Genomic DNA, 22,324 nt, shown 5'->3' with positions numbered 1-22,324 from the left:
ACGCCGTCACCGCCCGCCGGCAAGGAACGCGGCCAGCAGGCGCCGACTGCCGGGACTGGCGATCCGCGACACCGCGGCCTCGGGTCGCAGCCAGACAGCCCGGTGCCCCGCCTCCGTTGCGGGCCCGAGGCACAAGCCCGGCCGCCCGAGATAGACGTGGCACAGCTTTTCCGCATGGAACCCGTAGTCCGGCATCCAGGTGAACTGCCGGAACGCGCCCAGCCGCCGCCCCACGCTGCAGGTGTATCCAGTCTCCTCCCGCACTTCGCGGATCAGCGCGGGCCGCAGCTGCTCGCCCCGTTCGATGCCGCCGCCGGGGAGTTGCAGCTCGTCGGCGTCGGGCGTCACCTGCCGCGTCAGCAGGATGCGCCCGTCCCGCATCAGCACGGCGTAGGCGCCGGGCCGCGCGCGATAGGCCACCTGCGGCCGGGCCGGGCTTCCGAGACGGGGAATCACGCTGCGTTCATCGGGGTTGGTCCTGACCTTGCGGTACCTATATGAACGCCGATGATGCCAGCCCCGCGCGGGCCGCGAAACCCGCCCGGTGCGGGACGACCAGAGGAATTCCGACATGACCGACGCCACCACCCGCATCTGGGACGACACCGTGTTGCCCTTCCAGCTCGACGCCTCCGACATCCGGGGGCGCATCGCGCGCCTCGACGGCGTGCTGGAGGAGGTGCTGGCCCAGCACGACTATCCGCCCGCGATCGAGGCGCTGGTGGCCGAGATGGCGCTGCTCACCGCGATGATCGGCCAGACCGTCAAGCTGCGCTGGAAACTGTCGCTGCAGGTTCGCGGCGACGGGCCGGCGCGGCTGCTGGCGACGGATTATTATGCGCCCGGCGACGACGGCCGCGCGGCGCGCATCCGCGCCTGGGCCAGCTTCGACCGCGACCGGCTGGACGAACGCATGGCCGCGGGCGCGCAGCCCTTCGACCTGATCGGCAAGGGCTACTTCGCCATCCTGATCGACCAGGGCCCGGACATGGCTCCCTATCAAGGGATCACGCCGCTGGCGGGCGGCAGCCTGTCGGCCTGCGCGCAGACCTATTTCGCCCAGTCCGAGCAGATCCCCACGCGCTTCGCGCTGGCCTACGGGCAGTCCACCATGCCCGGCGACAATGAGCGCTGGCGCGGTGGCGGCGTCATGCTGCAACACATGCCCAAGGCCAGCCCCCATGCGAAGGGCGAGGGCGGATCGGGCGAGGGCGGGCTGCTCACCCCCGACGACATCCTCGACGGGGACGAGGGCGAGAACTGGAACCGCGCCAACATCCTGCTCGACACCACCGACGAGCTGGAGCTGATCGGCCCTTCGGTCGCGCCCACCGATTTGCTGGTGCGCCTGTTCCACGAGGAAGGCCCCCGCGTTTTCGACCCGCAGCCCGTGCGCTTCGGCTGCAGCTGCTCGGCCGACAAGGTGCGGCAGTCGTTGTCGATCTATTCGCGGAAGGACATCGCCCACATGACGACCGACGAGGGCATCGTCACCGCCGACTGCCAGTTCTGCGGCGCGCATTACGAGTTCGACCCCGCGACCCTGGGCTTCGAGGCGACGGAGGGTCCGGATGTCGCCTCCGATGGACGTTGACGCGGTCGAGGCGGCGCTGGCGCGTCCGGGCCGGCCCTCGTCGGACTTTGACCTCAACCCCGACGTGATCCTGCCGGGGCGGCGGCTGCTGCGCGATGCCGCCGTCCTCGTGCCGCTGGTGGATGCGCCCGACGGCCTGCGCCTGATGCTGACCAAGCGCAGTTCGGCGCTCCGCCACCATCCCGGCCAGGTGGCCTTTCCCGGCGGCAAGCAGGAAGCGGGCGAGACGCCCGCCGACGCGGCACTTCGTGAGGCCAGCGAGGAGGTGGGCCTGCCCTCCGCCGCCGCCCGCATCCTGGGCCGGCTTCCCTCGCACGAGACGGTCACCGGCTTCACCGTCACCCCCGTCCTGGCCCATGTCGCGCCCTTCGACCCGGTGCCCGAACCCGGCGAGGTGGCCGAGGTCTTCACCGTGCCTCTGCACCACGTGCTCGACCCCGCCAACTATGTCGTGGAACGCCGCCAGTGGCGGGGGGAGTGGCGCCGGTTCTACATCGTGCCCTATGGTCCCTGGTACATCTGGGGCGCGACGGCCCGGATACTTCGGGGGCTGGCGGATCGGATGGATGCGGATCACGGATGACTGGCTGACGGCGCCGCACACGCAGGCCGTCTTCGCGGCGCTGGCCGCCGGCGGCGCTCGCGCGCTGGCCGTGGGGGGCTGCGTGCGCGACGCGCTGCTGGGGCGGGCGGTGGCCGATATCGACATCGCCACCGACGCGCGGCCCGACCGTGTCGTGGCACTGGCGCAGGCGGCGGGGCTGCGGACCGTGCCCACGGGCATCGACCACGGCACCGTCACCGTCCTCTCGGGCGGCCTGCCGCATGAGGTGACGACCTTCCGCCGGGACGAGGAAACCGACGGCCGCCGCGCCACGGTGGCCTTCTCCGACGACCTGACGGAGGATGCCGCGCGGCGCGACTTCACCATGAATGCGCTCTATGCCGATGCCACCGGCGCCATAATCGACCCCCTGGGCGGTCTGCCCGACCTGCACGCGCGCCACGTTCGGTTCATCGGCGACCCCGCCGCGCGCATCGCAGAGGATTACCTCCGCATCCTGCGTTTCTTCCGCTTCACCGCCTGGCACGGCGATCCGGCCTTGGGGCTGGACGCCGAGGGCCTCGCCGCCTGCGCCAGGATGCAGGACGGCCTCTCCCGCCTGAGCGCGGAGCGGGTAGGCCAGGAGATCCGCAAGCTCCTCTCCGCCCCCGACCCCGCGCCCGCGATGGCCGCCATGGCGCGCACCGGCATCCTCGCACGCGTCCTGCCGGGCGCGCAGGCCGAGGCCCTGCCGCTCCTGATCAACGCCGAGGACGGCCCGCCCGACTGGCGCGTCCGGCTCGCGCTGCTGGGCGGCGACGTCACCGGGCTGCGGCTGTCGAAGGCCGATGCGCGCACCGTCCACGACCTCGCCACCCGCGCCCGCGACGGCACCGCCCCCTTCGCGCTGGGGCACCTGATGGGCGCGGCCCGCGCGCAGGACGCGCTTGCCATCCGTGCGGCGCTGACCCAGACGGCGCCTGACCCTGCCGCCCTCGACACCGCTCGGCGAGGTGCCGCGATGCCCTTTCCGCTCGCCGCCGCCGACCTCATGCCCGCCCTCTCCGGCCCTGCCCTGGGTCGGGGGCTGGAACGCGCCCGCACCCTCTGGCTCTCGCGCGGGGGCAATGTGTCCCCCGAGGCCCTGATCGCCGCCGCGCGGGGGGATGCGGCGCCTTGATCGACCCCCTCTACCTGTTCGTCTTCGCCGGCCTCTTCACGCCCGGCCCCAACGTCATCCTGCTGACGGCCTCCGGCGCGCGCTTCGGGTTTCGCGCCACGGTCCCGCATATCCTGGGCGTGGCTGCGGGGGTGGGCGTCACCTCGGCGCTGACGGCGATGGGGGTGGGCGCGCTCCTTCTGGCAATGCCCGTCCTCAAGCTGACATTGCAGGTCGTGGCGGCGGGCTGGATCCTCTGGATGGCGTGGAAGCTGCTCCGCGCCAGCCGCACCGCCTTGGGCCCCGCGCGCCACGACCGGCCGTTCACGTTTCTCCAGGCGGTCCTGTTCCAGTGGGTCAACCCCAAGGTCTGGATGATCGCCATGGCTGCCGCCTCGGGCCACGCCAGCGGCCTTCCGCCGGGGTGGGAGGCGCTGCGCATCGGCACCGCCTTCAGCGGCATCAACCTCTTCGTCTGCCTGTTCTGGACCTTCGCGGGCACGCTCCTCGCCTGGCTCCTGACCACGCCCGCCGCCTGGCGCGTGTTCACCGGCGTGATGGCCGCCGCTCTGGCCGCATCGGGCCTCATGGTTTTCCTCGTCTGACGGGTTATATGTCGGGGCCAGCCCGAAAGCCCCGTTTCATGTTCCGCCTGTTCGAAAATCTCGTCGACCCCTACGCCCCCCACGCGCAGGACGACACGCCCCCCGCGCGGCTCTGGCCGTTCCTGCGGGAATACTCGCGCCCCTTCGCGCGGGTCTTCGCGGCGACGGCCGTGGTGGCGGTCGCCGTGGCGGCGGTCGAGATCTGGCTCATCTCCTACATGGGCCGGCTGGTCGACCTGCTGTCGGACACCGACCGCGCGACGTTCCTCGCCGACCACGGCTGGGAAATGGCCGGCGTGGTCGCCTTCGTCCTCCTCGTCCGGCCCGCGCTGCAGGCGCTGGACGTGCTCCTGCTCAACAATGCGATCCTGCCCAACTTCGGCACGCTGATCCGCTGGCGGGCGCACAACCACGTGCTGCGCCAGTCCATCGGCTGGTTCGAGAACGACTTCGCAGGCCGCATCGCCAACCGCATCATGCAGGCGCCCCCGGCGGCGGGCGAGGCCGTGTTCCAGGTCTTCGACGCGATCACCTTCGCGCTGGCCTACCTGATCGGGGCGGCGGCGCTTCTGTGGGTGGCGGACCCGCGGCTGGTGATCCCGCTCGCGGTCTGGTTCGCGCTCTACGCGATGCTCATGCGCTGGACGATGGCGCGCGTCGGCCCCGCCTCCAAGGCCAGCAGCGACGCGCGGTCCCTCACCACGGGCCGCGTCGTCGACGCCTACACCAACATCCATTCCGTCAAGCTTTTCGCGCACGAGGGGCAGGAGCTGTCCTATGCCCGTGAGGCCATCGAGAAGGCGCGCACCACCTTCCAGAACGAGATGCGTATCTTCACCATCATGGACGTCTCGCTGGTCACGCTGAACGGCCTTCTGATCGTGGGCGTCGTGGGTTGGGGCGTGGGCCTCTGGCTGGGCGGGCATGCCTCGGTTGGCGTCGTCGCGGCGGCCACCGCGCTGGTGCTGCGCCTCAACGCGATGACCGGCTGGATCATGTGGGCGCTGTCGTCCTTCTTCCGCTCCCTCGGTGTGGTGGAGGAGGGGATGGAGACCATCGCCCAACCCATCCAGCTGACCGACGCGCCCGGTGCCCGGCCGCTGGTCCTGACCGAAGGCGCCATCGCCATGGACGGGGTGACGCACCACTATGGCGGCGCGCAGGGCGGCGTGACCGACCTGACGCTGCACATCCGGCCGGGCGAGAAGGTCGGGCTGATCGGGCGGTCGGGGGCGGGGAAGTCCACGCTGGTCAAGCTGCTCTTGCGCTTCTACGACCCCGAGCGCGGCACGATCTCCATCGACGGGCAGGACATCCGCGAGGTGACGCAGGACAGCCTGCGCCACGCCATCGGCATGGTCCAGCAAGACAGCTCGCTCCTCCACCGCTCGGTCGAGGACAACATCCGCTACGGCCGCGCCGGCGCCACCGAGGCCCAGGTCGAGGCGGCGGCCGCCAAGGCGCAGGCCCACGACTTCATCGCCGACCTCTCGGATCCGGAGGGCAACCGGGGCTACGCCGCCCGCGTGGGCGAACGCGGCGTCAAGCTTTCGGGCGGGCAGCGGCAACGCATCGCGCTGGCCCGCGTCATCCTCAAGGACGCGCCGATCCTGGTGCTGGACGAGGCCACCAGCGCGCTCGACAGCGAGGTCGAGGCCGCGATCCAGGACACCCTCTACGGCATGATGGAGGGCAAGACCGTCATCGCCATCGCGCACCGCCTGTCCACCATCGCCGCCATGGATCGCATCCTGGTCATCGACGAGGGCCGCATCGTCGAGGAAGGCCCCCACGACGCCCTCCTCGCCTCCGGCGGCCTCTACGCCCAGTTCTGGACCCGCCAGTCCGGCGGCTTCATCGACCCCGACGCGGATGCGGACACGGACGCGGCGCAGGTGGCGGAATGAACCGTCCCGCCGCCTGGGTCGCGGGGCTGATCGCGCCGTTCCAGCCCGCCTTCGGCCCTCCGCCCGAGACGCTGGGCGCCTTCTTCGGCTGGTGCCTGCGCGGGGCCTGGCCCGCCATCGGGGTGGCCTTCGTCGCCTCGGCGCTGGCCGGCGTGACCGAGGTCGTGACCGCCTTTATGCTGGGCGCCGTGGTCGACAGCGCCATGGCCGGCCCGGAGGGCTATTTCGCGCGCAACGCGCTGCTGCTGACAGGGTTCGTCGTTTTCTACGTCGTCCTGCGCCCCCTCGTCTTCGGCACCTCCGCCGCCTTCAACGGGCTGGCGGTCGGGCCGTCGGTCTATCCGCTGGTGCAGTCGCGCCTGCACCGCTGGACCATGGGGCAGGCGGTCACCTTCTTCGACGACGACTTCGCCGGCCGCATCGCCACCAAGCAGATGCAGACAGCCCGCGCCGTGACCGAGGTGACGTCCGAGACGATCAACGTGGTGGCTTTCGCGCTGGCCTCCCTCATCGGGTCGGCGGTGCTGCTCGTCGCGATCGACTGGCGGGTGGCTGCGGCGCTGACGCTCTGGCTCGTGGGATACCTGGGCCTCATCCGCTGGTTCATGCCGCGCATCCGGGGCCGGTCCAAGGCGCGGGCGGCGGCGCGCGCGATGGTGACGGGGCAGGTGGTCGACACGATCACCAACATCAAGACGGTCAAGCTCTTCGGCCATGCCGAGCATGAGGACCGCTCCGCCCTCGACGCCATGTCCACGCTGCGCGACCGGGCCATCGACTTCGGCGAGGTCTCGACCTCCTTCCGCTTCGCGCTGATGTTCACCGCCGGATTGCTGCCCGTCATCCTGATCGGCGGCGCGATCCTGCTGTGGCAGGCGGGGACGGCCACCCCGGGCGACATCGCGGCCGCCGGCGCCATCGCCATCCGCATCGCGCAGATGACCGGCTGGGTCAGCTTCACCCTGATGGCGATGTACGCCAACGTGGGCGAGGTGGAGGACGGGATGCTCACCCTCACCCCCCGCTGGACGCTGACCGATGCGGCGGACGCGGTCACGGTGGACCGGGCCGAGGGCCGCATCGCGCTGGAAGGCGTGACCTTCACCTACGGGCGCGGCGAGGGCGGCATCCGCGACCTGTCGCTGACGCTGGAGCGGGGCGAGAAGCTGGGCGTCGTCGGTGCCTCCGGCGCGGGCAAGTCGACGCTGGTGGCGCTTCTCTTGCGCCTCTACGACCCCGAAAGCGGCCGCATCACCCTCGACGGGTGCGACATCCGCGACATCGCGCAGGACAGCCTGCGCCGCCAGATCGGCATGGTCACGCAGGAGACGGCGATGTTCAACCGCTCCGCCCGCGACAACATCCTCTACGGCCGTCCCGACGCGACCGAGGAGGAGATGGCCGCCGCGGCCCGCAGCGCCGAAGCCCACGGCTTCATCGAGGGCCTGCGCGACCACCGCGGGCGGCGCGGCTACGACGCGCATCTGGGCGAACGCGGCGTCAAGCTCTCGGGCGGCCAGCGCCAGCGCATCGCCCTCGCCCGCGCCATCCTCAAGGACGCCCCCGTCCTGATCCTGGACGAGGCGACCAGCGCGCTCGACAGCGAGGTGGAGGCCGCGATCCAGCAGGCGCTGGAGCGGGTGATGCAGGACAAGACCGTCATCGCCATCGCCCACCGCCTGTCCACCATCGCGCGCATGGACCGCATCGTGGTCATGGACCGGGGCCGCATCGTCGAAGCGGGCACCCACGCGCAGCTTCTGGCGCGGGGCGGGCTTTACGCGCGCTATTGGGAGCGTCAGTCGGGCGGCTTCATCGGGGTGGACGACATGGTGGCAGAATGACGGTTTCAGAATGACCGGCGACCTGCCCGCGCATACCATCCTCCGCCTCGGGCATCAGGGCGACGGCATCGCGGACGGTCCCCTCCACGTGCCGCGCAGCCTGCCGGGCGAGATCGTGACCGGCGAGATCGCGGAGGGCCGCATCCCCGCGCCCCGCATCGTCACCCCGTCCGCCGACCGCGTCGCCGCCCCCTGTCCGCATTATCGCCGCTGCGGCGGATGCAGCCTGCAACACGCCTCCGACGCCTTCGTGGCGGGCTGGAAGGCCGCCCTGGTCCGCGATGCCCTCGCCCGCGCAGGCATCGAGGCACGGATTGCCGGCGTCGAGACCTCGCCCCCGAACACCCGCCGCCGCGCCGCGCTCTCGGGCCGCAAGACGAAGAAGGGGGCGGAGGTGGGTTTCCACGTCCCCCGCTCGCCCCAGATCGTCGCCATCCCCGACTGCCGCGTCCTCGACCCCCGCATCCTGCGCGCGCTCGGTGCGCTCGAGCGCCTCACCCGCCTCGCGGCGCCGCGGGGAGCGGAGGTGACGCTGCATGTCACTGCCACCGACACCGGCATCGACCTGTCGGTGGAGGGCGCCAAACCCTTCGACCGCGATGTCATGCTGGCCCTCGCCCCGCTGGCCCCCGCCTTCGCGCGCATCAGCTGGAACGGCGAGACGGCGCTTCAGCAGAGCCCGCCCCGCGTGACCCTCGGCCCCGCGCAGGTGACGCCGCCGCCGGGCGCCTTCCTTCAGGCCACGCCGCAGGGCGAGGCGGCGCTGGTCGCGGCCGTGACGCAGGCGCTCGCGGGCGCGTCCCGGATCGTCGATCTCTTTGCGGGCTGCGGCACCTTCACCTTCCCTGCCGCCCGCATCGCCCCCGTCCACGCGGTCGAGGGGGAGCGCGCGGCCCTGGGCGCCCTCGCCGCCGCCGCCCGCCACGCGCCGGGCCTCAAGGCGATCACCACCGAAACGCGCGACCTGTTCCGCAATCCGCTGGGCGCGGACGACCTCGCCCCCTTCGATGCGGCCATCATCGACCCGCCCCGCGCCGGCGCCGCCGCACAGGTGGAACGCCTCGCCGCATCGCCGCTCCGCACCATCGCCTTCGTCTCCTGCAACCCCGCCACCTTCGCGCGCGATGCCGCGACGCTCGCGTCGGCGGGTTGGCGCATGGGGCCGGTGACGGTCGTTGACCAGTTCCGCTGGTCTTCCCATGTGGAACTGGTCGCGACCTTTCACCGGACCTGAGGCCCATGATCCCGTTCCGCCCGCGTCTCGCGGCCTTTCTGCAACGTCCGGCCGTCACCCGGGCGATCACCGCGGTCATCCTGTTCAACGCCGTCGTCCTGGGGCTGGAAACGGTGCCCGGGGCGATGCGCGCGGCGGGCCCGCTGATCGTCGCACTCGACGCCGCCTGCCTTGCGTTCTTCGTCGTCGAACTGGGGGCCAAGATGCTGGCGCAGGGCGGGCGGTTCTGGCGCGACGGCTGGAACCTGTTCGACACGGTCATCGTGGGTCTGGCGCTCCTGCCCGGCTCCTCGGCCTTCGGGGTCCTGCGCGCGCTCCGCATCCTGCGGGTCCTGCGGATCGTGTCGGTCTTTCCCCGCCTGCGCCGCGTGGTCGAGGGGTTGATCACGGCACTGCCCGGCATGGCCAGCGTCTTCGTCCTGATGGCGATCATCTTCTACGTCGGCGCGGTGATCGCGACCAAGCTGTTCGGTCCGACCTTCCCCGACTGGTTCGGCAGCCTGCCGCTCTCGGGCTACACGCTGTTCCAGATCATGACGCTCGAATCCTGGTCCATGGGCATCGTCCGACCGGTGATGGAGGTGCATCCTCACGCCTGGGCCTTCTTCGTGCCGTTCATCCTGGTGACGACCTTCGCGGTCGTGAACCTGCTGGTGGGCCTGATCGTGAACTCGATGCAGGACGCCCACGCCGAGGAGTCCAACGCGGCAACCGATGCCTACCGCGACGAGGTGCTGGCCAAGCTCGCCGTCATCGAGCAACGCATTGAAAAGATTAAATAGTCGTTAATTTTCAGCAAGTTGCTGGTATCGCGGGGGAAAAGGACGAATTGCCAATTGGCAATTCACACCAGCCGTCCCTTGCGCCGGGGCCGGATGCGCCGGGGGAAGAATTTCGCCGTGGTCCAGGAGATCAGCTTGACGTCCATCCAGAAGGTCCGGTGCCGCTGGTAGAGCAGGTCCAGCGCCGCCTTGCGCGGGATGCAGTGGCGCACATAGACCCGCTCGGTCTGGCGCGCGGTGCGGCACCCCGACAGCAGCACCGCCTCGTGCGGGGCATAGATCAGGCTGGCCAGCCCCGTCACCCCCGGCCGCGACTTCAACACGTCGGCATAGAGGTCGGGGAACATCTCGACATATCGGCGCAGCGGCGGGCGCGGCCCTACGAAGCTGATGTCGCCCCGCAGGATGTTCCAGAGCTGCGGCAACTCGTCCAGCCTGCGGCGCCGCAACGTCCGGCCAAGGGGCGTGATCCGCGCCGCCTTGTCGCCCCCGGTCACGCCGTGGTCGCCCGGATCTTCGGCCATGGTGCGGAACTTCCACAGGGTGAAGCCCTCGGTCGGCGACCGCATCCGCTCCGAGCCATAGAAGATCGGCCGGCCCGTCTGACGCCAGACCTTCCAGGTCACGATCGCGAAGACGGGCGCGAGGAAGATCATCAGGTAGATCGAGAACAGGATGTCGAACAGCCGCTTGCCCAAGGTCATGGCGCCAGCCCCCGCCATTCGGCGACCATGCGGTCGGGGCGCCGCGCGTCCTCCGGCACGGGAACCAGGCCCTCCAGCAGCCTCGTGTCCAGCGCGACCTCCGCGATGGCCTCGGGCGGCGCGGCCCGGGGGGTCCAGTCCCGCCCCGCGGCCGCGAGCAGGGCCGCCATGTCCACGACGCCCGCCGCCACGTTCAGCACCGGGGGCAGGGGCCCCGGATGCGCCGCCAGCCCGGCCAGCACATGCGCCAGCGTCACCGGCCCGACATAGCTGCGGCGGGGTCCGCGCCCGTCGGTGAAGACGTCCAGCACCGGCGGTGCCGCCCCCAGCCGCCCCAGTAGCGCATCCGCCCCGGCCACGTTCCCCAGCCGCAGGCAGACCGCCTCGGTCCCGCCTGGGTCGGTCGCGCGCCAGCGGGCCACCGCCGCCTCGAGGTCGGCCTTGGCCGCGCCATAGGGCGAGGCGGGCGTGGGCGCCATCGTCTCCTCCAGCGACCCCGTCCTGCGCCCGTAGACCGCCGCAGAGGACAGAAGCAGCACGCGCCCGACCCCGGCCGCACGCGCCGCCTCCAGCGCGTCGCGCGCCAGCACCGCGTTCATCGCCAGCGCCGCCGCGTCGCCCGACGTGACCCCGGCCAGCGCGATCAGGCACCGCCGCCCGGTCAGGGCGACCGTCCCTGGGTCGCCCCGCCCGATCCAGGCCACATCCGCCCCGGCCCAGACATGCGCCAGCAGCCGCCCGACCCGGCCCGACCCGCCGGTCAGCGCCAGCCTGTCGGGGGCTGAGGGGGGGAGGGGATCGGTCATGCGCTGCGATCCTGTGGCGAACTGGGTCTGCGTCTCGCCGGAGGGATTGACCTTCCGCCGCGGGGGAATCAAGACGTTGCGGCGGGGAACCGCATCATTTCGGCCCTCGGGCTTTTCGTCGCAGCCCTGCCCGAGGGACCGTCCATGACCTACCGCATCACCGCCGCCGCCTTCGCCGCGCTGATCTGCGTCCCGGGCCCTGCCTTCGCGCAGGACGGCGTGCGGACGGTCAACACCTACGGCGTGCCCGGCCTGATCGACATGCCCACCGCGCAGATGCAGCCCGATGCCGAGCTGACCACCTCGGTCAGCCTTCTGTCCAACGGCGCCTCGCGCGCACAGATCGCCTTCCAGCTTCTGCCGCGGGTGCAGGCCGTGTTCCGCTATGCAACGGTGCCCGACTTCCTGCCGGTGGGGGCGGAGTTCGTCCGCACCTACGACCGCAGCTTCGACCTGCGGGTGCAGCTTCTGAAGGAAGGCGCGCGCCAGCCTGCCGTGACCGTGGGGCTTCAGGATTTCGGGGGCACCGGGCTCTACTCCTCCGAATACCTCGTGGCGACCAAGACCTTCGGCGATGTCACCGTCACCGGCGGCATCGGCTGGGGGCGGCTGGGCACGCGAGGCGGGTTCTCCAACCCGCTCGGCGCGCTCGACGACCGGTTCGACACGAGGCCCGCGCCCGACTTCGGCACCGGCGGCAGCTTCGACGCCGACCGGCTGTTCCGGGGCGACGCCGCGCCCTTCGCGGGGGTGCAGTACCGCTGGAACGACCGGCTGACGCTCAGCGCGGAATATTCCTCCGACGCCTACGTCGAAGAGGAGGCGCGCGGCATCCTCGACCCGAAGACGCCGTTGAACGTCGGCTTCGACTACGCGCTGCACCCCGGCATCCGGCTGGGCGGCCACATCCTCCACGGCGCGGAGGCGGCACTGACGCTGCAATTCGCCCTCAACCCCAAGCGCCCCCCCGCGGGCAGCGGGCTGGAGCCCGCGCCCACCCCTGTCACCCTGCGCACCGGCTCCGATGCCCGGACCACCGCCTGGACCGAGGGGCCGGGGGCGGGTGAAGCGGTGCGCGGCGGTCTTGCCCGCGCGCTGGCCGACGAAGGGTTCGAACTGGTGGCCAGCCGGGTCGAGGGCACGCGCGCGGTGATCCGCTTTCGCAACACCCGCTTCCGGTCGCAGGCGCAGGCCACCGGACGCGCGGCGCGGGCCGCCACGGCCGTGCTGCCCGCCTCGGTCGAGACGCTGGTGATGGTGCCGGTGGGCGACACGGGGCTGGCGGGGTCGGCCGTCGTTTTGCGGCGCGGCGACGTCGAACGGTTCGAGAACGCCCCCGACGGGGCCGAACGCATCCTCGCCTCGGCGCACCTGGTCGATGCGGCGAAGCTCGACGACGCGGGCCTCGTGGTCCGGCCCGGCGCCTTTCCGCGCTTTCGCTGGACCCTGGGGCCCTATGCCGCCATCAGCACCTTCGACCCCGACGACCCGCTTCGCATCGACCTCGGCGCCGACCTCTCGGCCGCCTGGGAGCCGGCGCAGGGCCTGCTGCTGGAAGGCGCGCTGCGCCAGCGCATCCTCGGCAACCGGGACGAGGCGAGCCGGGTCTCGAACTCCGTCCTGCCGCGGGTGCGGACCGACTCCTACCTGTTCGCCCGCACCGATCAGCCCTTCGTGCCCTATCTCACCGGCACCTGGCTGGTCCGCCCCGGCGCCGACCTCTACGGGCGACTGTCGGCGGGCCTTCTGGAGACGCAATACGGCGGCGTCTCGGGCGAGGTCCTGTGGAAGCGCGGCGGCAGTCCCCTGGCCATCGGGCTGGAGGTCAGTCGCGTGCGCCAGCGCGACTTCGACATGCGGCTGGGGTTCCGCGATCTGGATGCGACCACGGCTTTCGTCTCGGGCTACTGGACCCACGGGAACGGCTTCCACAGCCGCGTGGACGTGGGGCAATACCTGGCCGGCGACCGGGGCGTCACCTATGAGCTGACGCGGGAGTTCACGAACGGCTGGCGCGTCGGCGCCTACGCCACCAGGACCGATGTGAGTTCGGAGGATTTCGGCGAAGGCAGCTTCGACAAGGGTATCCGCATCGAGGTCCCGCTGGCCTGGATCACCGGCCAGCCGACGCGGGTCACGTCGTCGGCCACGATCCAGCCCATCCTGCGCGACGGCGGCGCGCGGCTGGCGCTGCGGAACCGCCTCTATCCCATGGTGCGCGACCAGTCGGCGCCGGATCTTGTCGACGACTGGGGAAGGTTCTGGCGATGAGGGCTCTCACCTTCCGCTGCGTGGCGGTGCTCCTGTCGGGCGTGACGCTGGCCGCCTGTGGCAACGCCCCGAGCCGAAGCCCGCTGGCCACGATGACGGGGCAGGTCGCAGGCGCCCTGCGCCCCGCGCCCGACGTCCCCGATGCCCGCGCCGTCCTGACGCCCGCGCTCGTCGCGGCCTCGGCCACTTCGGTCCTGCTGGTGATCCAGCGCACGTCGGACACGGCCTTCACCATGGTGCCCGTCGCGGCCAACCTGGGCACGGTTCAATGGCGCAACGCATCCGACACGGGGCTTCTGCGCCGCGACGGCGTGGTCGTGGGGACGCGGGGGCTGGGGTTCGACCTGCTGACGGCGGATGCCCCGGGGCTTGCCGCGGCCTTCGCGGCGGGGGGCGCGCGGGACGTGCGGCGGGTCAACCGCCATCTGGCGGGCGAAGGCGGCATCGTGGCGCGCGCCTGGTCGTGCGACGTGCGCCTGCTGGGGGCGGAGCGGCTGGAATATTACGGCCGCAGCTTCGAGACCCGCGTCTTCGAGGAGGTTTGCCGCGCCGGGGACGACGGTTTCACCAACCGCTACTGGGTGGAAGGCGACGGCACCGTCCGCCGGAGCGTGGAGCGGATCAGCCCGGAGGTGGGCGACCTGGAAATCGTGCGCCTGACGGAGTGAGGACGCGATCGTGACGGAAGGGGGGATGGCATTGCGGCATCACCACGCCGTCAATCGGGCCCGGCGCCGGCCGACAGAGCCATGGCACCTTGAAGCGTCCGGCGGAGTGAAATACCCTGCAGCCGACTGAAATGATTAACGGAGTTGTTCCGATGACCAAGACCCTCGCCCTGACCGCCGCCCTTCTGGCCGCGGTCGCCCCCGTTGCCGCCACCGCGGACCAGCCCGTCCGGCTCGAGACGAAGTCCACGCAGGACAGCCTGCTGATCGGCAGCCCCGCACTGGCCATCGGCGGTGTCGTCCTGGTCGGTGGCCTGCTGGTTGCCGTCCTGTCGGACGATTCCTCGTCCTCCACCACCACGACGACGTCGCACAACGACTGAACCGCCTCGGCGAAACATCGGATCATCGGGCGGGCCGAAAGGTCCGCCCTTTTTCGATGTCGGGGGGGCGTGGCCGCCCCGGACCGGCGCGCATGGAAGGTCGACGGGGCGGACCCGGTCGTCGACCGCTCAGCTTCCGGGATACCCGAGCCAGGGTTCGATCCGCTCCCAGGTCACGTCCATGGCCCAGGCCTTGCTGACCCAGGGCAGGCCGATATGACCGTATCGGATGGAAAGCTGCCGCTCGGCCTTCGTCTCGGACGCGCCCTCGACCCCCGCGAGGTAGAGGGCGGACGCGATGCCCGTGCGATCCGCCCCCGCCCTGCAATGGATGAGCAGCGGCTTGGGGGCGGCGCGCATCACCGCGAGCAATGCCTGCACCTCGGTATCCGTCAGTTCCTTCTGTTCGGACATCGGGAAGTCGATATGTTCGATCCCGAGCCGATCGGCCACGGCCATTTCGGTTTCGTACCAATCCGCCCCGACCTTGGGGCCGCGCAGGTTCAGGACGCTCGCGATGCCGTAGTCGCGTTTCCAGTTCACCAGATCCCCGCCGTGCATCTGAGCCGCCCGGAAGACGGATCCGTCCGACACCGGATGGAAGTTGCCGCTGAGTTGCAGGTACCCCAGATGGACGACCAGGCCGAGGAAGGCAGCCGCCCCCAGGATGGAAGCCCGGGTGACGATCCTTCGCGTCCGGGTGCGGTTCCGGCACATGTCAGATCAGCGGGAACGTCGGCCAGGCCTGCGCTTCCTTGAAGTACTCCGTCATCTCACCCAGCGGAATCAGGCTGAGGAAGACCAGCGCGTCGAAGAAGTTGCGGCGCAGGGTGGTCACATCGAACGTCACGTTGCGGGGCGTCGTGAACTGCCGCGGCCGGGGCAGGATACGCGGTGTCCGCGCGGCGTAGGCATCGTAGTCGGCACCGAATTTCGCGCGCAGGAACGTCTCCTCCTTCCTGGCGATGTCGTTGAGGACATGAAACGTCAGGCCGGTCATGACCACCGCCAGAAGCAGGGAGCCGAGCATCAGGCTGAACCCCAGGACCGCCACGGTGGAGAAGAGGTAGAGCGGATGGCGGCAGATCGAATAAGGTCCGTCCTGCATGACGGAGGCGTTCTTCCGGTTGCCGATATAAAGGATGGACCAGAACCGGCCCAGCACGCCGGAGATGACCAGCAGGATTCCCAGGTTCTCGATGACGTCGATCGACAGGTCGGGCAACGGAAGGCCCGGGCGGGTGAAGAAGATCAGCGGAAGCAGAACGAGCATGATCGTCCGCAACGTGTTGATCCGACGTTTCTGATCCGCAGGCAGAACCTTGATGTCGTCCATGGCCGCATTCCCGGTGTTCCACCGTGCAGTATGCCCAGGTCGGGATCCTTGCAAGGGAATTGGATGCCGTCTCCGCATCGCCTTTCTTGCAGGCGCCGGCCCCCTCAGGCCCGGCGTTCGATCACGCCCACGCCCAGCACCTCGAGGACCTTGCGCTCGATGTCGGCGGCGGAAAGCTTGGCGTCGGCGTACATATGCTGCGGCCCGGCCTGATCGATGAAGCTGTCGGGCAGGACCATCGACCGGAACCGCAGGCCGTCGTCGAAGACGCCCTCCTCGGCCAGAAGCTGGGCCACGTGGCTGCCGAAGCCGCCGACCGCGCCTTCCTCGACGGTGATGAGGGCCTCGTGGTCGCGCGCGAGCGCCAGGATCAACTCGCGGTCGAGCGGCTTGGCGAAGCGCGCGTCCGCGACGGTGGGGTCGATGCCCCGCGCGCGCAGGCGTTCGCGCGCGGCCTCGACCTCGGCCAGCCTGGCGCCGAAGGACAGGATGGCCACGCGCTCGCCCGCGTGGATCATGCGGCCGCGGCCGATCTCCAGGGGCGTGCCGCGTTCGGGCATCTCGACGCCCACGCCCTCGCCCCGTGGAAAGCGGAACGCGATGGGGCCCGCGTCGTAGGCGGCCGCGGTGGCGGTCATGTGGCGAAGCTCCGCCTCGTCGGCGGCGGCCATGACCACCATGCCGGGCAGATTGGCCATGAAGGCCACGTCGAAGCTGCCGGCGTGGGTCGGCCCGTCGGCGCCCACCAGCCCCGCGCGGTCGATGGCGAAGCGCACCGGCAGGCCCTGAAGCGCCACGTCGTGCACGACCTGGTCGTAGCCGCGTTGCAGGAAGGTCGAATAGATGGCGCAGAACGGCTTCATCCCCGCCGCCGCCAGCCCCGCGCAGAAGGTCACGCCGTGCTGTTCGGCGATCCCTACGTCGAAGCAACGGGCGGGGAAGCGTTCGGCGAAGAGGTTGAGCCCCGTGCCGTCGGGCATGGCGGCGGTGACGGCGACGATGCGGTCGTCGCGCTCCGCCTCCTGCAGAAGGGTCTTGGCGAAGACGCTGGTATAGCTGGGGGCGTTCGACGGCGCCTTGTCCTGCGCGCCGGTCGCCACGTCGAAGCGCGCGGTGGCATGGCCGCCGTCGCGGGCCGATTCGGCGGGGCGGAAACCCTTGCCCTTGCGCGTGATCGCATGGATCAGCGTGGGCCCGGTGGCGCGCGACCGCACGGTCCGCAGCACGGCCAGAAGGCTGTCCATGTCATGGCCGTCGACAGGGCCGACATAGCTGAAGCCCAGTTCCTCGAACAGGGTGCCGCCGATCGTCATGCCCTTGAGCATCTCCTTCGCGCGGCGCGCGCCTTCCTGGAACGGCGGCGGCAGGAAGCCCACGGCGCCCTTGGCGGCCGCCTTGAGGTCCTGGAACGGCCCGCCGGTATAGAGCCGTGTCAGATAGGCCGACATCGCGCCCACCGGGGGGGCGATCGACATCTCGTTGTCGTTCAGGATCACAATGAGCCGCTTGCCCAGGTGGCCCGCGTGGTTCAGCGCCTCATAGGCCATGCCGCCGGTCAGGGCGCCGTCGCCGATCACCGCGATGGCGTCGCCCACATCGCCCGCGCCAAGCTCCCGCGCCATGGCGAAGCCGAGCGCCGCCGAGATCGAGGTCGAGGCATGGGCCGCGCCGAAGGGGTCGTGCGGCGATTCCGTCCGCTTGGTGAAGCCCGACAGGCCGCCCTTCTGGCGGATGGTGTCCATCCGCGCGCGCCGCCCGGTCAGGATCTTGTGGGGGTAGCACTGGTGGCTCACGTCCCAGATCAGCTTGTCGTGCGGGGTGTCGAAGACGGCATGCAGCGCGACGGTCAGTTCGATGACGCCCAACCCCGCGCCCAGGTGCCCGCCGGTGCGGCTGACGGCGTGGATCGTCTCGGAGCGCAGCTCGTCTGCCAGCTGCCGCAGGTCGCGGTCGGACAGAGCGCCAAGGTCGGCCGGACCGGCCACGCGGTCCAGCAGCGGGGTCTTCGGGGCGGGTGTCTCTGTCATCCAGGCCTCATCTGTCGCGATCCAACACATAGCAGGCGAGCGCGTCGAGGCCAGCGGCGCGACCCCCGAAGGGCGAAAGCGCCGTGCGGGCCGCCGCGATCAGGTCGGCCGCCCGCGCCCGCGCGCCCGCCACCCCCAGGATCGACACGAAGGTCGCCTTGCCCGCGCCCGCATCCTTGCCCACCGCCTTGCCCAGCGTCGCGGCGCTGCCTTCGACGTCGAGCAGGTCGTCGACGATCTGGAACGCCAGCCCGAGGTGTCCGGCATAGGCCACCAGCGGCGCGGGCTCGGCGCGGCCCAGCATGGCCCCCGCGCGGCAGGGCCATTCGAGCAGGCATCCGGTCTTGAGGCGCTGGAGTTCGGTGATCCGCTCCAGCGTCAGGGGCGTCGCCGCCGACTCTGCCGCGATGTCGAGCGCCTGCCCCCGCACCATGCCCCGCGCGCCCGCCGCCCGCGCCAGCGTCAGCACGAGGTCGGCGCGCAGGGCGCCGTCGGGGTCGGTCGCGGGGTCGGCAAGCCACTCGAACGCGGCCGTCTGCAATGCGTCGCCCGCCAGCACCGCCGTCGCCTCGTCCCACTGGCGGTGGACGGTGGGCCGGCCACGCCGCAGGTCGTCGTCATCCATGCAGGGCAGGTCGTCGTGGATCAGGGAATAGGCGTGGACCGCCTCGATCGCGGCCGCGAGGCGCAGCGCGCCGTCGCGCGGCGCGCCCGACAGCGCGGCGCATTCCAGTGCCAGCACCCCGCGCAGGCGCTTGCCGCCCTGCGTGGCATGGCGCATCGCATCGCCCACCGCCCCGTCGAAGGGGGCGAGCAGGTCGTCGAGCACGGTCTGGATGTCGGTCCGGCCGGCGGCGAGCGTCGCGCCGAGGCTCACCCCGCGTCGGCGGGTCGGGTGCCCGTGGCCTGACCCTTGGCATCGAGGGTGATCTGCTCGACCTTCTCCTCGGCGGCCTTCAGGCGGGATTCGCACCGGGCCTTGAGCTCCGCGCCGCGTTCGTAGAGACGGATCGACTCCTCCAGAGGCACATCGCCCGAGTCGAGCTGGTTCACGACCTTCTCCAACTCGGCCAGCGCCTGCTCGAATGTCATCTCGCCGATGTCGTCAGCCATGTCCCCGCCTCCGCAGAACGTCCACATGCGCGGCGGTCGCATCCGCCAGCGCGTCGAGGTCATAGCCGCCTTCGAGAACCGATACCACCCGGCCCCGCGCGCGGCGTGCCGCCAGATCGCAGAGCCGTTCGGTGATCCAGGCGAAATCCTCCGTCTCCCATCCCAGCTGCGCCAAGGGGTCGGCGCGATGGGCGTCGAAGCCGGCCGAGACGAGCACGAGATCGGGCGCGAAGGCGTCGAGGCGGGGCAGGATCTCCCGCTCCATGGCGCGGCGGATGGCGGTGCCGTCCGATCCGGGGGGCAGGGGGCGGTTCATCACGTTGCCATGGGCGCCCGTCTCGGAGGGATCGCCCGTGCCGGGCCAGAGCGGCGACTGATGCGTCGAGACGAACAGGGCGCGCGCCTCGTCCCACAGCAGGTCCTGCGTGCCGTTGCCGTGGTGGACGTCGAAATCCACCACCGCGACCCGGTCCAGCCCATGTACGTCGAGCGCGTGTTTCGCCGCGATGGCCACCGTGCCGAACAGGCAGAACCCCATGGGGCGCGCGGTCTCGGCATGGTGGCCGGGGGGCCGCATGGCGACGAAGGCGTTGGGCGCGCGCCCCGCCATCACCGCATCCACCGCCGCCACCCCCGCGCCCACGGCGAGCCGCGCGGCGCGCAGCGATCCGGGCGAGAGCGAGGTGTCGGCGTCGAGTTGAACCCAGCCGTCAGCCGGCGCCGCGGCCTCCAGCCCGTCGATGTAGGACTGCGGATGGCAGCGGGTCAGGACGTCGTCGCCGGCCGGGTCGGGGGTTTCGCGCCGCAGGTCCATGCCGGCCAGCGCCGCGCGGATGGCGGGCAGGCGGTCGACCTGCTCGGGGTGGCCGGGCGGATTGACGTGAAGGTCGGCGTCGGGATGGGTCAGGAACAGGGTCATGGTCGGCCTTGCGTATCAGTCGGGGGCGAGCATGTAGCCCTCGCCCCGCACGGTCTGAAGGTATCTGGGCTGCCTGGGGTCGGACTCGAGCTTGCGCCGCAGGCGGGTGATCTGGACGTCGACGGACCGCTCGCCCGCGCCCTCGCCGTCGCGGCCCAGCTTCTCGACAAGGGTCGCGCGGGTGACGGCCTCATGCGGGGTTGCGGCCAGCACGCGCATCAGCGTCGTCTCGGTCGCGGTCAGGCGCACAGGCTCCTCGCCGCGCCAGAGCTCGCCACGCTCCACGTCGTAGCGGGTGCCGCCGAGATGCAGCATCTTGGGCACCGCGCCGCCCCCCGCCGGCGCCCGGCGCAGGATGGCGCGCAGCCGCAGCAGAAGCTCCCTCGGCTCGAAGGGCTTCGCCAGGTAGTCGTCGGCCCCGGCCTCCAGCCCGGTGATGCGGTCCGAGGTCTCGCCCCGCGCGGTCAGCAGCAGGACGGGCATGTCCCGCGTCTCTCGGATCTCGGCGCAGAGGACATAGCCGTTGTCGCCCGGCATCATCACGTCGAGGACCGCGATGTCGAACTCCAGCCCCGCCATCAGGCGCCGCGCGTGATCGGCATCGCGGGCGGCCGTGGTCAGGTATCCGTTCCGCATCAGGAACTTCTTGAGAAGGCCGCGGATGCGCTCGTCGTCGTCGACCAGCAGGACATGCGCCTGATGCACGGGGGGGCGCTCGCCGCTCATGGGGCGTCGTCCCGGCCGCCGGCGAAGTAGCGGCGCAATTCGGGGTCCATCATGTGCTCCAGCACCTCGCGGAAACCGGCGACGGCGGTGGGGCCCGCCTCGCGGAAGGCGGCGCGCATTCGCGCGCGCTGCGCGTCCGACAGCTCCCGCTCCAGCGCCTCGCCCGCGGGGGTCAGGAACAAGTGCCGCTCGCGCCGGTCGCGCTGGCCCACCCGGCTTTCGACCAGCCCGTCGTCCACCAGCGTCCGCAGCACGCGGTTCAGCGACTGCTTGGTGACACCCAGGATCGCCAGCAGGTTGTTGACCGTGGTGCCCGGACTGCGGTGGATGAAATGGATCGCGCGGTGATGCGCCCGCCCGTAGTCGTAGCCCGACAGGATGCGGTCGGGGTCGGCGGTGAAGCCACGATAGGCGAAGAACATCGCCTCCGTCGCCCGGCGCAGCTGTTCGTCCGTGAGGAACAGAAGGGTCTCGCCGTGCGCCTGTGCCATGTCACCGTCCTTTCCCGTAGTCCGAAACTATGTCAGCCTTATTGACATTCCAAGACCGCATTGTTACCCACGGCCAGTTTCTACGCAACTTTATGTCCCAAACAAGCAACCCCACGAAACGAACGGAACGGAGCGCGACATGGCCGGGTCTTATGCCGAGATGGACGGAAAAATCTGGATGGACGGCACGCTGGTCGACTGGAAGGACGCGAACGTCCACCTGCTGACCCATGCGATGCACTACGCCAGCGCCGTGTTCGAGGGGGAGCGGGCCTATTCCGGCACGATCTTCGAATCGCGCAAGCACTCGCAACGCCTGCTCGATTCGGGCCGTGCGCTCGACATGGAGATCCCCTGGACGGTGGATGAGATCGAGGCCGCGAAATACGAGACCATGAAGGCCAACGGGCTGCAGGACGCCTATGTCCGCGTCCTGGCCTGGCGCGGCGTGGGCGAGGACATGGGCGTCAGCTCCTCGCGCAACCCGGTGCGGATGGCCGTGGCGGTCTGGCCCTGGGGCAACTACTACGGCGACGCCAAGATGCGGGGCGCGAAGCTCGACATCGCCAAGTGGAAGCGCCCCTCGCCCGAGACAGCGCCGAGCCATGCCAAGGCGGCGGGCCTTTACATGATCTGCACCATGTCCAAGCACGCGGCCGAGGCCAAGGGATGCTCCGACGCGATGATGTTCGATTATCGCGGTTACGTGGCCGAGGCGACGGGCGCCAACATCTTCTTCGTCAAGGACGGCGAGGTGCATACGCCCACGCCCGACTGCTTCCTGAACGGCATCACCCGGCAGACGGTCCTGCGCCTGCTGCACGACCGCCAGATCAAGGTGCACGAGCGCCACATCATGCCCGAGGAGCTCGAGGGCTTCGAGCAGTGCTGGCTGACCGGGACGGCCGCCGAGGTGACGCCCGTGGGCCAGATCGGCGACTACAACTTCGAGGTGGGCAAGATGACGCGCGATATCTCGGACGCCTACGAAAAGCTGGTCCGCGCCTGAGCGCACCCGCACCGGGCGGCCCGGTCCGGCGGCCGGTCCGTGGGTAGCGCCCCCGGCGCGGCCATTGGGTGGGGGCAATGATCGGCCGCCCCGGGGGCTTGAGCCTTTGGCTCCTACCGGGTCCGTTCTGGCGCGGCTGGCGGGCGGATGCGGGGAACGGGCGGGGTATTCGCAGGGTCATTTCGTGGCGCTTCCGTGGCGG

At 70.9% G+C, this 22,324-nt stretch carries 23 protein-coding genes; 12 read left to right on the top strand and 11 right to left on the bottom strand.

The genetic code is table 11. The features are described 5' to 3' along the window. Positions 1 to 6: 6 nt before the first annotated feature. Positions 7 to 456, bottom strand: coding sequence for an NUDIX domain-containing protein (locus JAN5088_RS06400; protein WP_055682239.1), 450 nt, complete (start codon positions 454 to 456; stop codon positions 7 to 9). Positions 457 to 571: 115 nt separating this feature from the next. Between JAN5088_RS06400 and hslO the strand changes: the two genes are divergently transcribed. Genes hslO through JAN5088_RS06360 form a run of 8 tightly spaced genes read left to right on the top strand, consistent with a single transcriptional unit; the run spans position 572 to position 9,669 of the window. Continuing rightward, entirely contained in the window at positions 572 to 1,594 is a 1,023-nt protein-coding gene (hslO, locus tag JAN5088_RS06395; RefSeq protein ID WP_055681987.1) for an Hsp33 family molecular chaperone HslO, read from the top strand. Continuing rightward, a complete protein-coding gene (locus JAN5088_RS06390; RefSeq protein WP_233489729.1) occupies positions 1,584 to 2,177 on the top strand; it encodes a CoA pyrophosphatase in 594 nt (197 codons plus the stop codon). Before hslO ends, JAN5088_RS06390 begins: the two co-directional genes overlap by 11 nt. Further along, positions 2,161 to 3,318 carry a CCA tRNA nucleotidyltransferase gene (locus JAN5088_RS06385; RefSeq protein WP_055681985.1) on the top strand — a complete coding sequence of 386 codons (1,158 nt, stop codon included), beginning with the start codon at positions 2,161 to 2,163 and terminating at the stop codon, positions 3,316 to 3,318. The genes JAN5088_RS06390 and JAN5088_RS06385 overlap by 17 nt, the downstream gene beginning before the upstream one ends. After that, positions 3,315 to 3,902 carry a LysE family translocator gene (locus tag JAN5088_RS06380; RefSeq protein ID WP_055681984.1) on the top strand — a complete coding sequence of 196 codons (588 nt, stop codon included), beginning with the start codon at positions 3,315 to 3,317 and terminating at the stop codon, positions 3,900 to 3,902. The genes JAN5088_RS06385 and JAN5088_RS06380 overlap by 4 nt, the downstream gene beginning before the upstream one ends. Before the next feature lie 38 nt (positions 3,903 to 3,940). Continuing rightward, positions 3,941 to 5,809 carry an ABC transporter ATP-binding protein gene (locus JAN5088_RS06375; RefSeq protein WP_055681983.1) on the top strand — a complete coding sequence of 623 codons (1,869 nt, stop codon included), beginning with the start codon at positions 3,941 to 3,943 and terminating at the stop codon, positions 5,807 to 5,809. Beyond that, complete coding sequence (locus JAN5088_RS06370) at positions 5,806 to 7,653, top strand: ABC transporter ATP-binding protein (protein WP_055681982.1); 1,848 nt, start codon at positions 5,806 to 5,808, stop codon at positions 7,651 to 7,653. Before JAN5088_RS06375 ends, JAN5088_RS06370 begins: the two co-directional genes overlap by 4 nt. Positions 7,654 to 7,663: 10 nt before the next feature. Next, complete coding sequence (locus JAN5088_RS06365) at positions 7,664 to 8,887, top strand: class I SAM-dependent RNA methyltransferase (RefSeq protein ID WP_055681981.1); 1,224 nt, start codon at positions 7,664 to 7,666, stop codon at positions 8,885 to 8,887. Between the two features lie 5 nt (positions 8,888 to 8,892). Continuing rightward, positions 8,893 to 9,669, top strand: coding sequence for an ion transporter (locus JAN5088_RS06360; protein WP_055681980.1), 777 nt, complete (start codon positions 8,893 to 8,895; stop codon positions 9,667 to 9,669). A gap of 62 nt (positions 9,670 to 9,731) precedes the next feature. Here JAN5088_RS06360 and JAN5088_RS06355 read toward each other — a convergent pair whose 3' ends face one another. Both JAN5088_RS06355 and JAN5088_RS06350 read right to left on the bottom strand, forming a co-directional pair. Then, positions 9,732 to 10,373 carry a sugar transferase gene (locus tag JAN5088_RS06355; protein WP_055682238.1) on the bottom strand — a complete coding sequence of 214 codons (642 nt, stop codon included), beginning with the start codon at positions 10,371 to 10,373 and terminating at the stop codon, positions 9,732 to 9,734. Beyond that, positions 10,370 to 11,179, bottom strand: coding sequence for an NAD-dependent epimerase/dehydratase family protein (locus tag JAN5088_RS06350; RefSeq protein WP_055681979.1), 810 nt, complete (start codon positions 11,177 to 11,179; stop codon positions 10,370 to 10,372). Before JAN5088_RS06350 ends, JAN5088_RS06355 begins: the two co-directional genes overlap by 4 nt. A 144-nt stretch (positions 11,180 to 11,323) precedes the next feature. Here JAN5088_RS06350 and JAN5088_RS06345 point away from each other — a divergent pair, with 144 nt between their 5' ends. From JAN5088_RS06345 to JAN5088_RS06335, 3 genes are all read left to right on the top strand, one after another. Beyond that, on the top strand, positions 11,324 to 13,450 hold the full coding sequence (locus tag JAN5088_RS06345; RefSeq protein ID WP_055681978.1) for a YjbH domain-containing protein: 2,127 nt from the start codon (positions 11,324 to 11,326) through the stop codon (positions 13,448 to 13,450). Continuing rightward, positions 13,447 to 14,118: a YjbF family lipoprotein gene (locus tag JAN5088_RS06340; RefSeq protein ID WP_055681977.1), complete on the top strand. Its 672-nt coding sequence runs from the start codon at positions 13,447 to 13,449 to the stop codon at positions 14,116 to 14,118. The genes JAN5088_RS06345 and JAN5088_RS06340 overlap by 4 nt, the downstream gene beginning before the upstream one ends. Positions 14,119 to 14,270: 152 nt before the next feature. Next, on the top strand, positions 14,271 to 14,501 hold the full coding sequence (locus JAN5088_RS06335) for a hypothetical protein (RefSeq protein ID WP_055681976.1): 231 nt from the start codon (positions 14,271 to 14,273) through the stop codon (positions 14,499 to 14,501). Positions 14,502 to 14,630: 129 nt separating this feature from the next. Here JAN5088_RS06335 and JAN5088_RS06330 read toward each other — a convergent pair whose 3' ends face one another. The 8 genes from JAN5088_RS06330 to JAN5088_RS06295 all read right to left on the bottom strand — a co-directional run bounded on the left by JAN5088_RS06330 (position 14,631) and on the right by JAN5088_RS06295 (position 21,113). After that, complete coding sequence (locus tag JAN5088_RS06330; protein WP_055681975.1) at positions 14,631 to 15,218, bottom strand: phosphatase domain-containing protein; 588 nt, start codon at positions 15,216 to 15,218, stop codon at positions 14,631 to 14,633. Position 15,219: 1 nt separating this feature from the next. Beyond that, positions 15,220 to 15,837 (bottom strand): methyltransferase family protein, encoded by a 618-nt coding sequence (locus tag JAN5088_RS06325; RefSeq protein ID WP_055681974.1) that lies wholly within the window; start codon positions 15,835 to 15,837, stop codon positions 15,220 to 15,222. Between the two features lie 104 nt (positions 15,838 to 15,941). Continuing rightward, entirely contained in the window at positions 15,942 to 17,864 is a 1,923-nt protein-coding gene (dxs, locus tag JAN5088_RS06320) for a 1-deoxy-D-xylulose-5-phosphate synthase (protein WP_055681973.1), read from the bottom strand. Between the two features lie 7 nt (positions 17,865 to 17,871). Further along, positions 17,872 to 18,741, bottom strand: coding sequence for a polyprenyl synthetase family protein (locus tag JAN5088_RS06315; RefSeq protein ID WP_055681972.1), 870 nt, complete (start codon positions 18,739 to 18,741; stop codon positions 17,872 to 17,874). After that, positions 18,738 to 18,977 (bottom strand): exodeoxyribonuclease VII small subunit, encoded by a 240-nt coding sequence (locus JAN5088_RS06310; RefSeq protein WP_055681971.1) that lies wholly within the window; start codon positions 18,975 to 18,977, stop codon positions 18,738 to 18,740. The genes JAN5088_RS06315 and JAN5088_RS06310 overlap by 4 nt, the downstream gene beginning before the upstream one ends. Then, positions 18,970 to 19,896 carry a histone deacetylase family protein gene (locus tag JAN5088_RS06305; RefSeq protein ID WP_055681970.1) on the bottom strand — a complete coding sequence of 309 codons (927 nt, stop codon included), beginning with the start codon at positions 19,894 to 19,896 and terminating at the stop codon, positions 18,970 to 18,972. The genes JAN5088_RS06310 and JAN5088_RS06305 overlap by 8 nt, the downstream gene beginning before the upstream one ends. 15 nt (positions 19,897 to 19,911) lie before the next feature. Beyond that, positions 19,912 to 20,622 carry a response regulator gene (locus JAN5088_RS06300; protein WP_055681969.1) on the bottom strand — a complete coding sequence of 237 codons (711 nt, stop codon included), beginning with the start codon at positions 20,620 to 20,622 and terminating at the stop codon, positions 19,912 to 19,914. After that, positions 20,619 to 21,113 carry a MarR family winged helix-turn-helix transcriptional regulator gene (locus JAN5088_RS06295; protein WP_055681968.1) on the bottom strand — a complete coding sequence of 165 codons (495 nt, stop codon included), beginning with the start codon at positions 21,111 to 21,113 and terminating at the stop codon, positions 20,619 to 20,621. The genes JAN5088_RS06300 and JAN5088_RS06295 overlap by 4 nt, the downstream gene beginning before the upstream one ends. A gap of 139 nt (positions 21,114 to 21,252) precedes the next feature. Between JAN5088_RS06295 and JAN5088_RS06290 the strand changes: the two genes are divergently transcribed. Then, positions 21,253 to 22,122, top strand: a complete 870-nt coding sequence (locus JAN5088_RS06290) for a branched-chain amino acid aminotransferase (protein ID WP_055681967.1) — start codon at positions 21,253 to 21,255, stop codon at positions 22,120 to 22,122. Positions 22,123 to 22,324: the final 202 nt, after the last annotated feature.

The organism is Jannaschia rubra, assembly GCF_001403735.1.
In the GTDB taxonomy this organism is placed as follows: Bacteria; Pseudomonadota; Alphaproteobacteria; order Rhodobacterales; family Rhodobacteraceae; genus Jannaschia; species Jannaschia rubra.
This window is presented reverse-complemented; position numbering and strand designations above follow the sequence as displayed.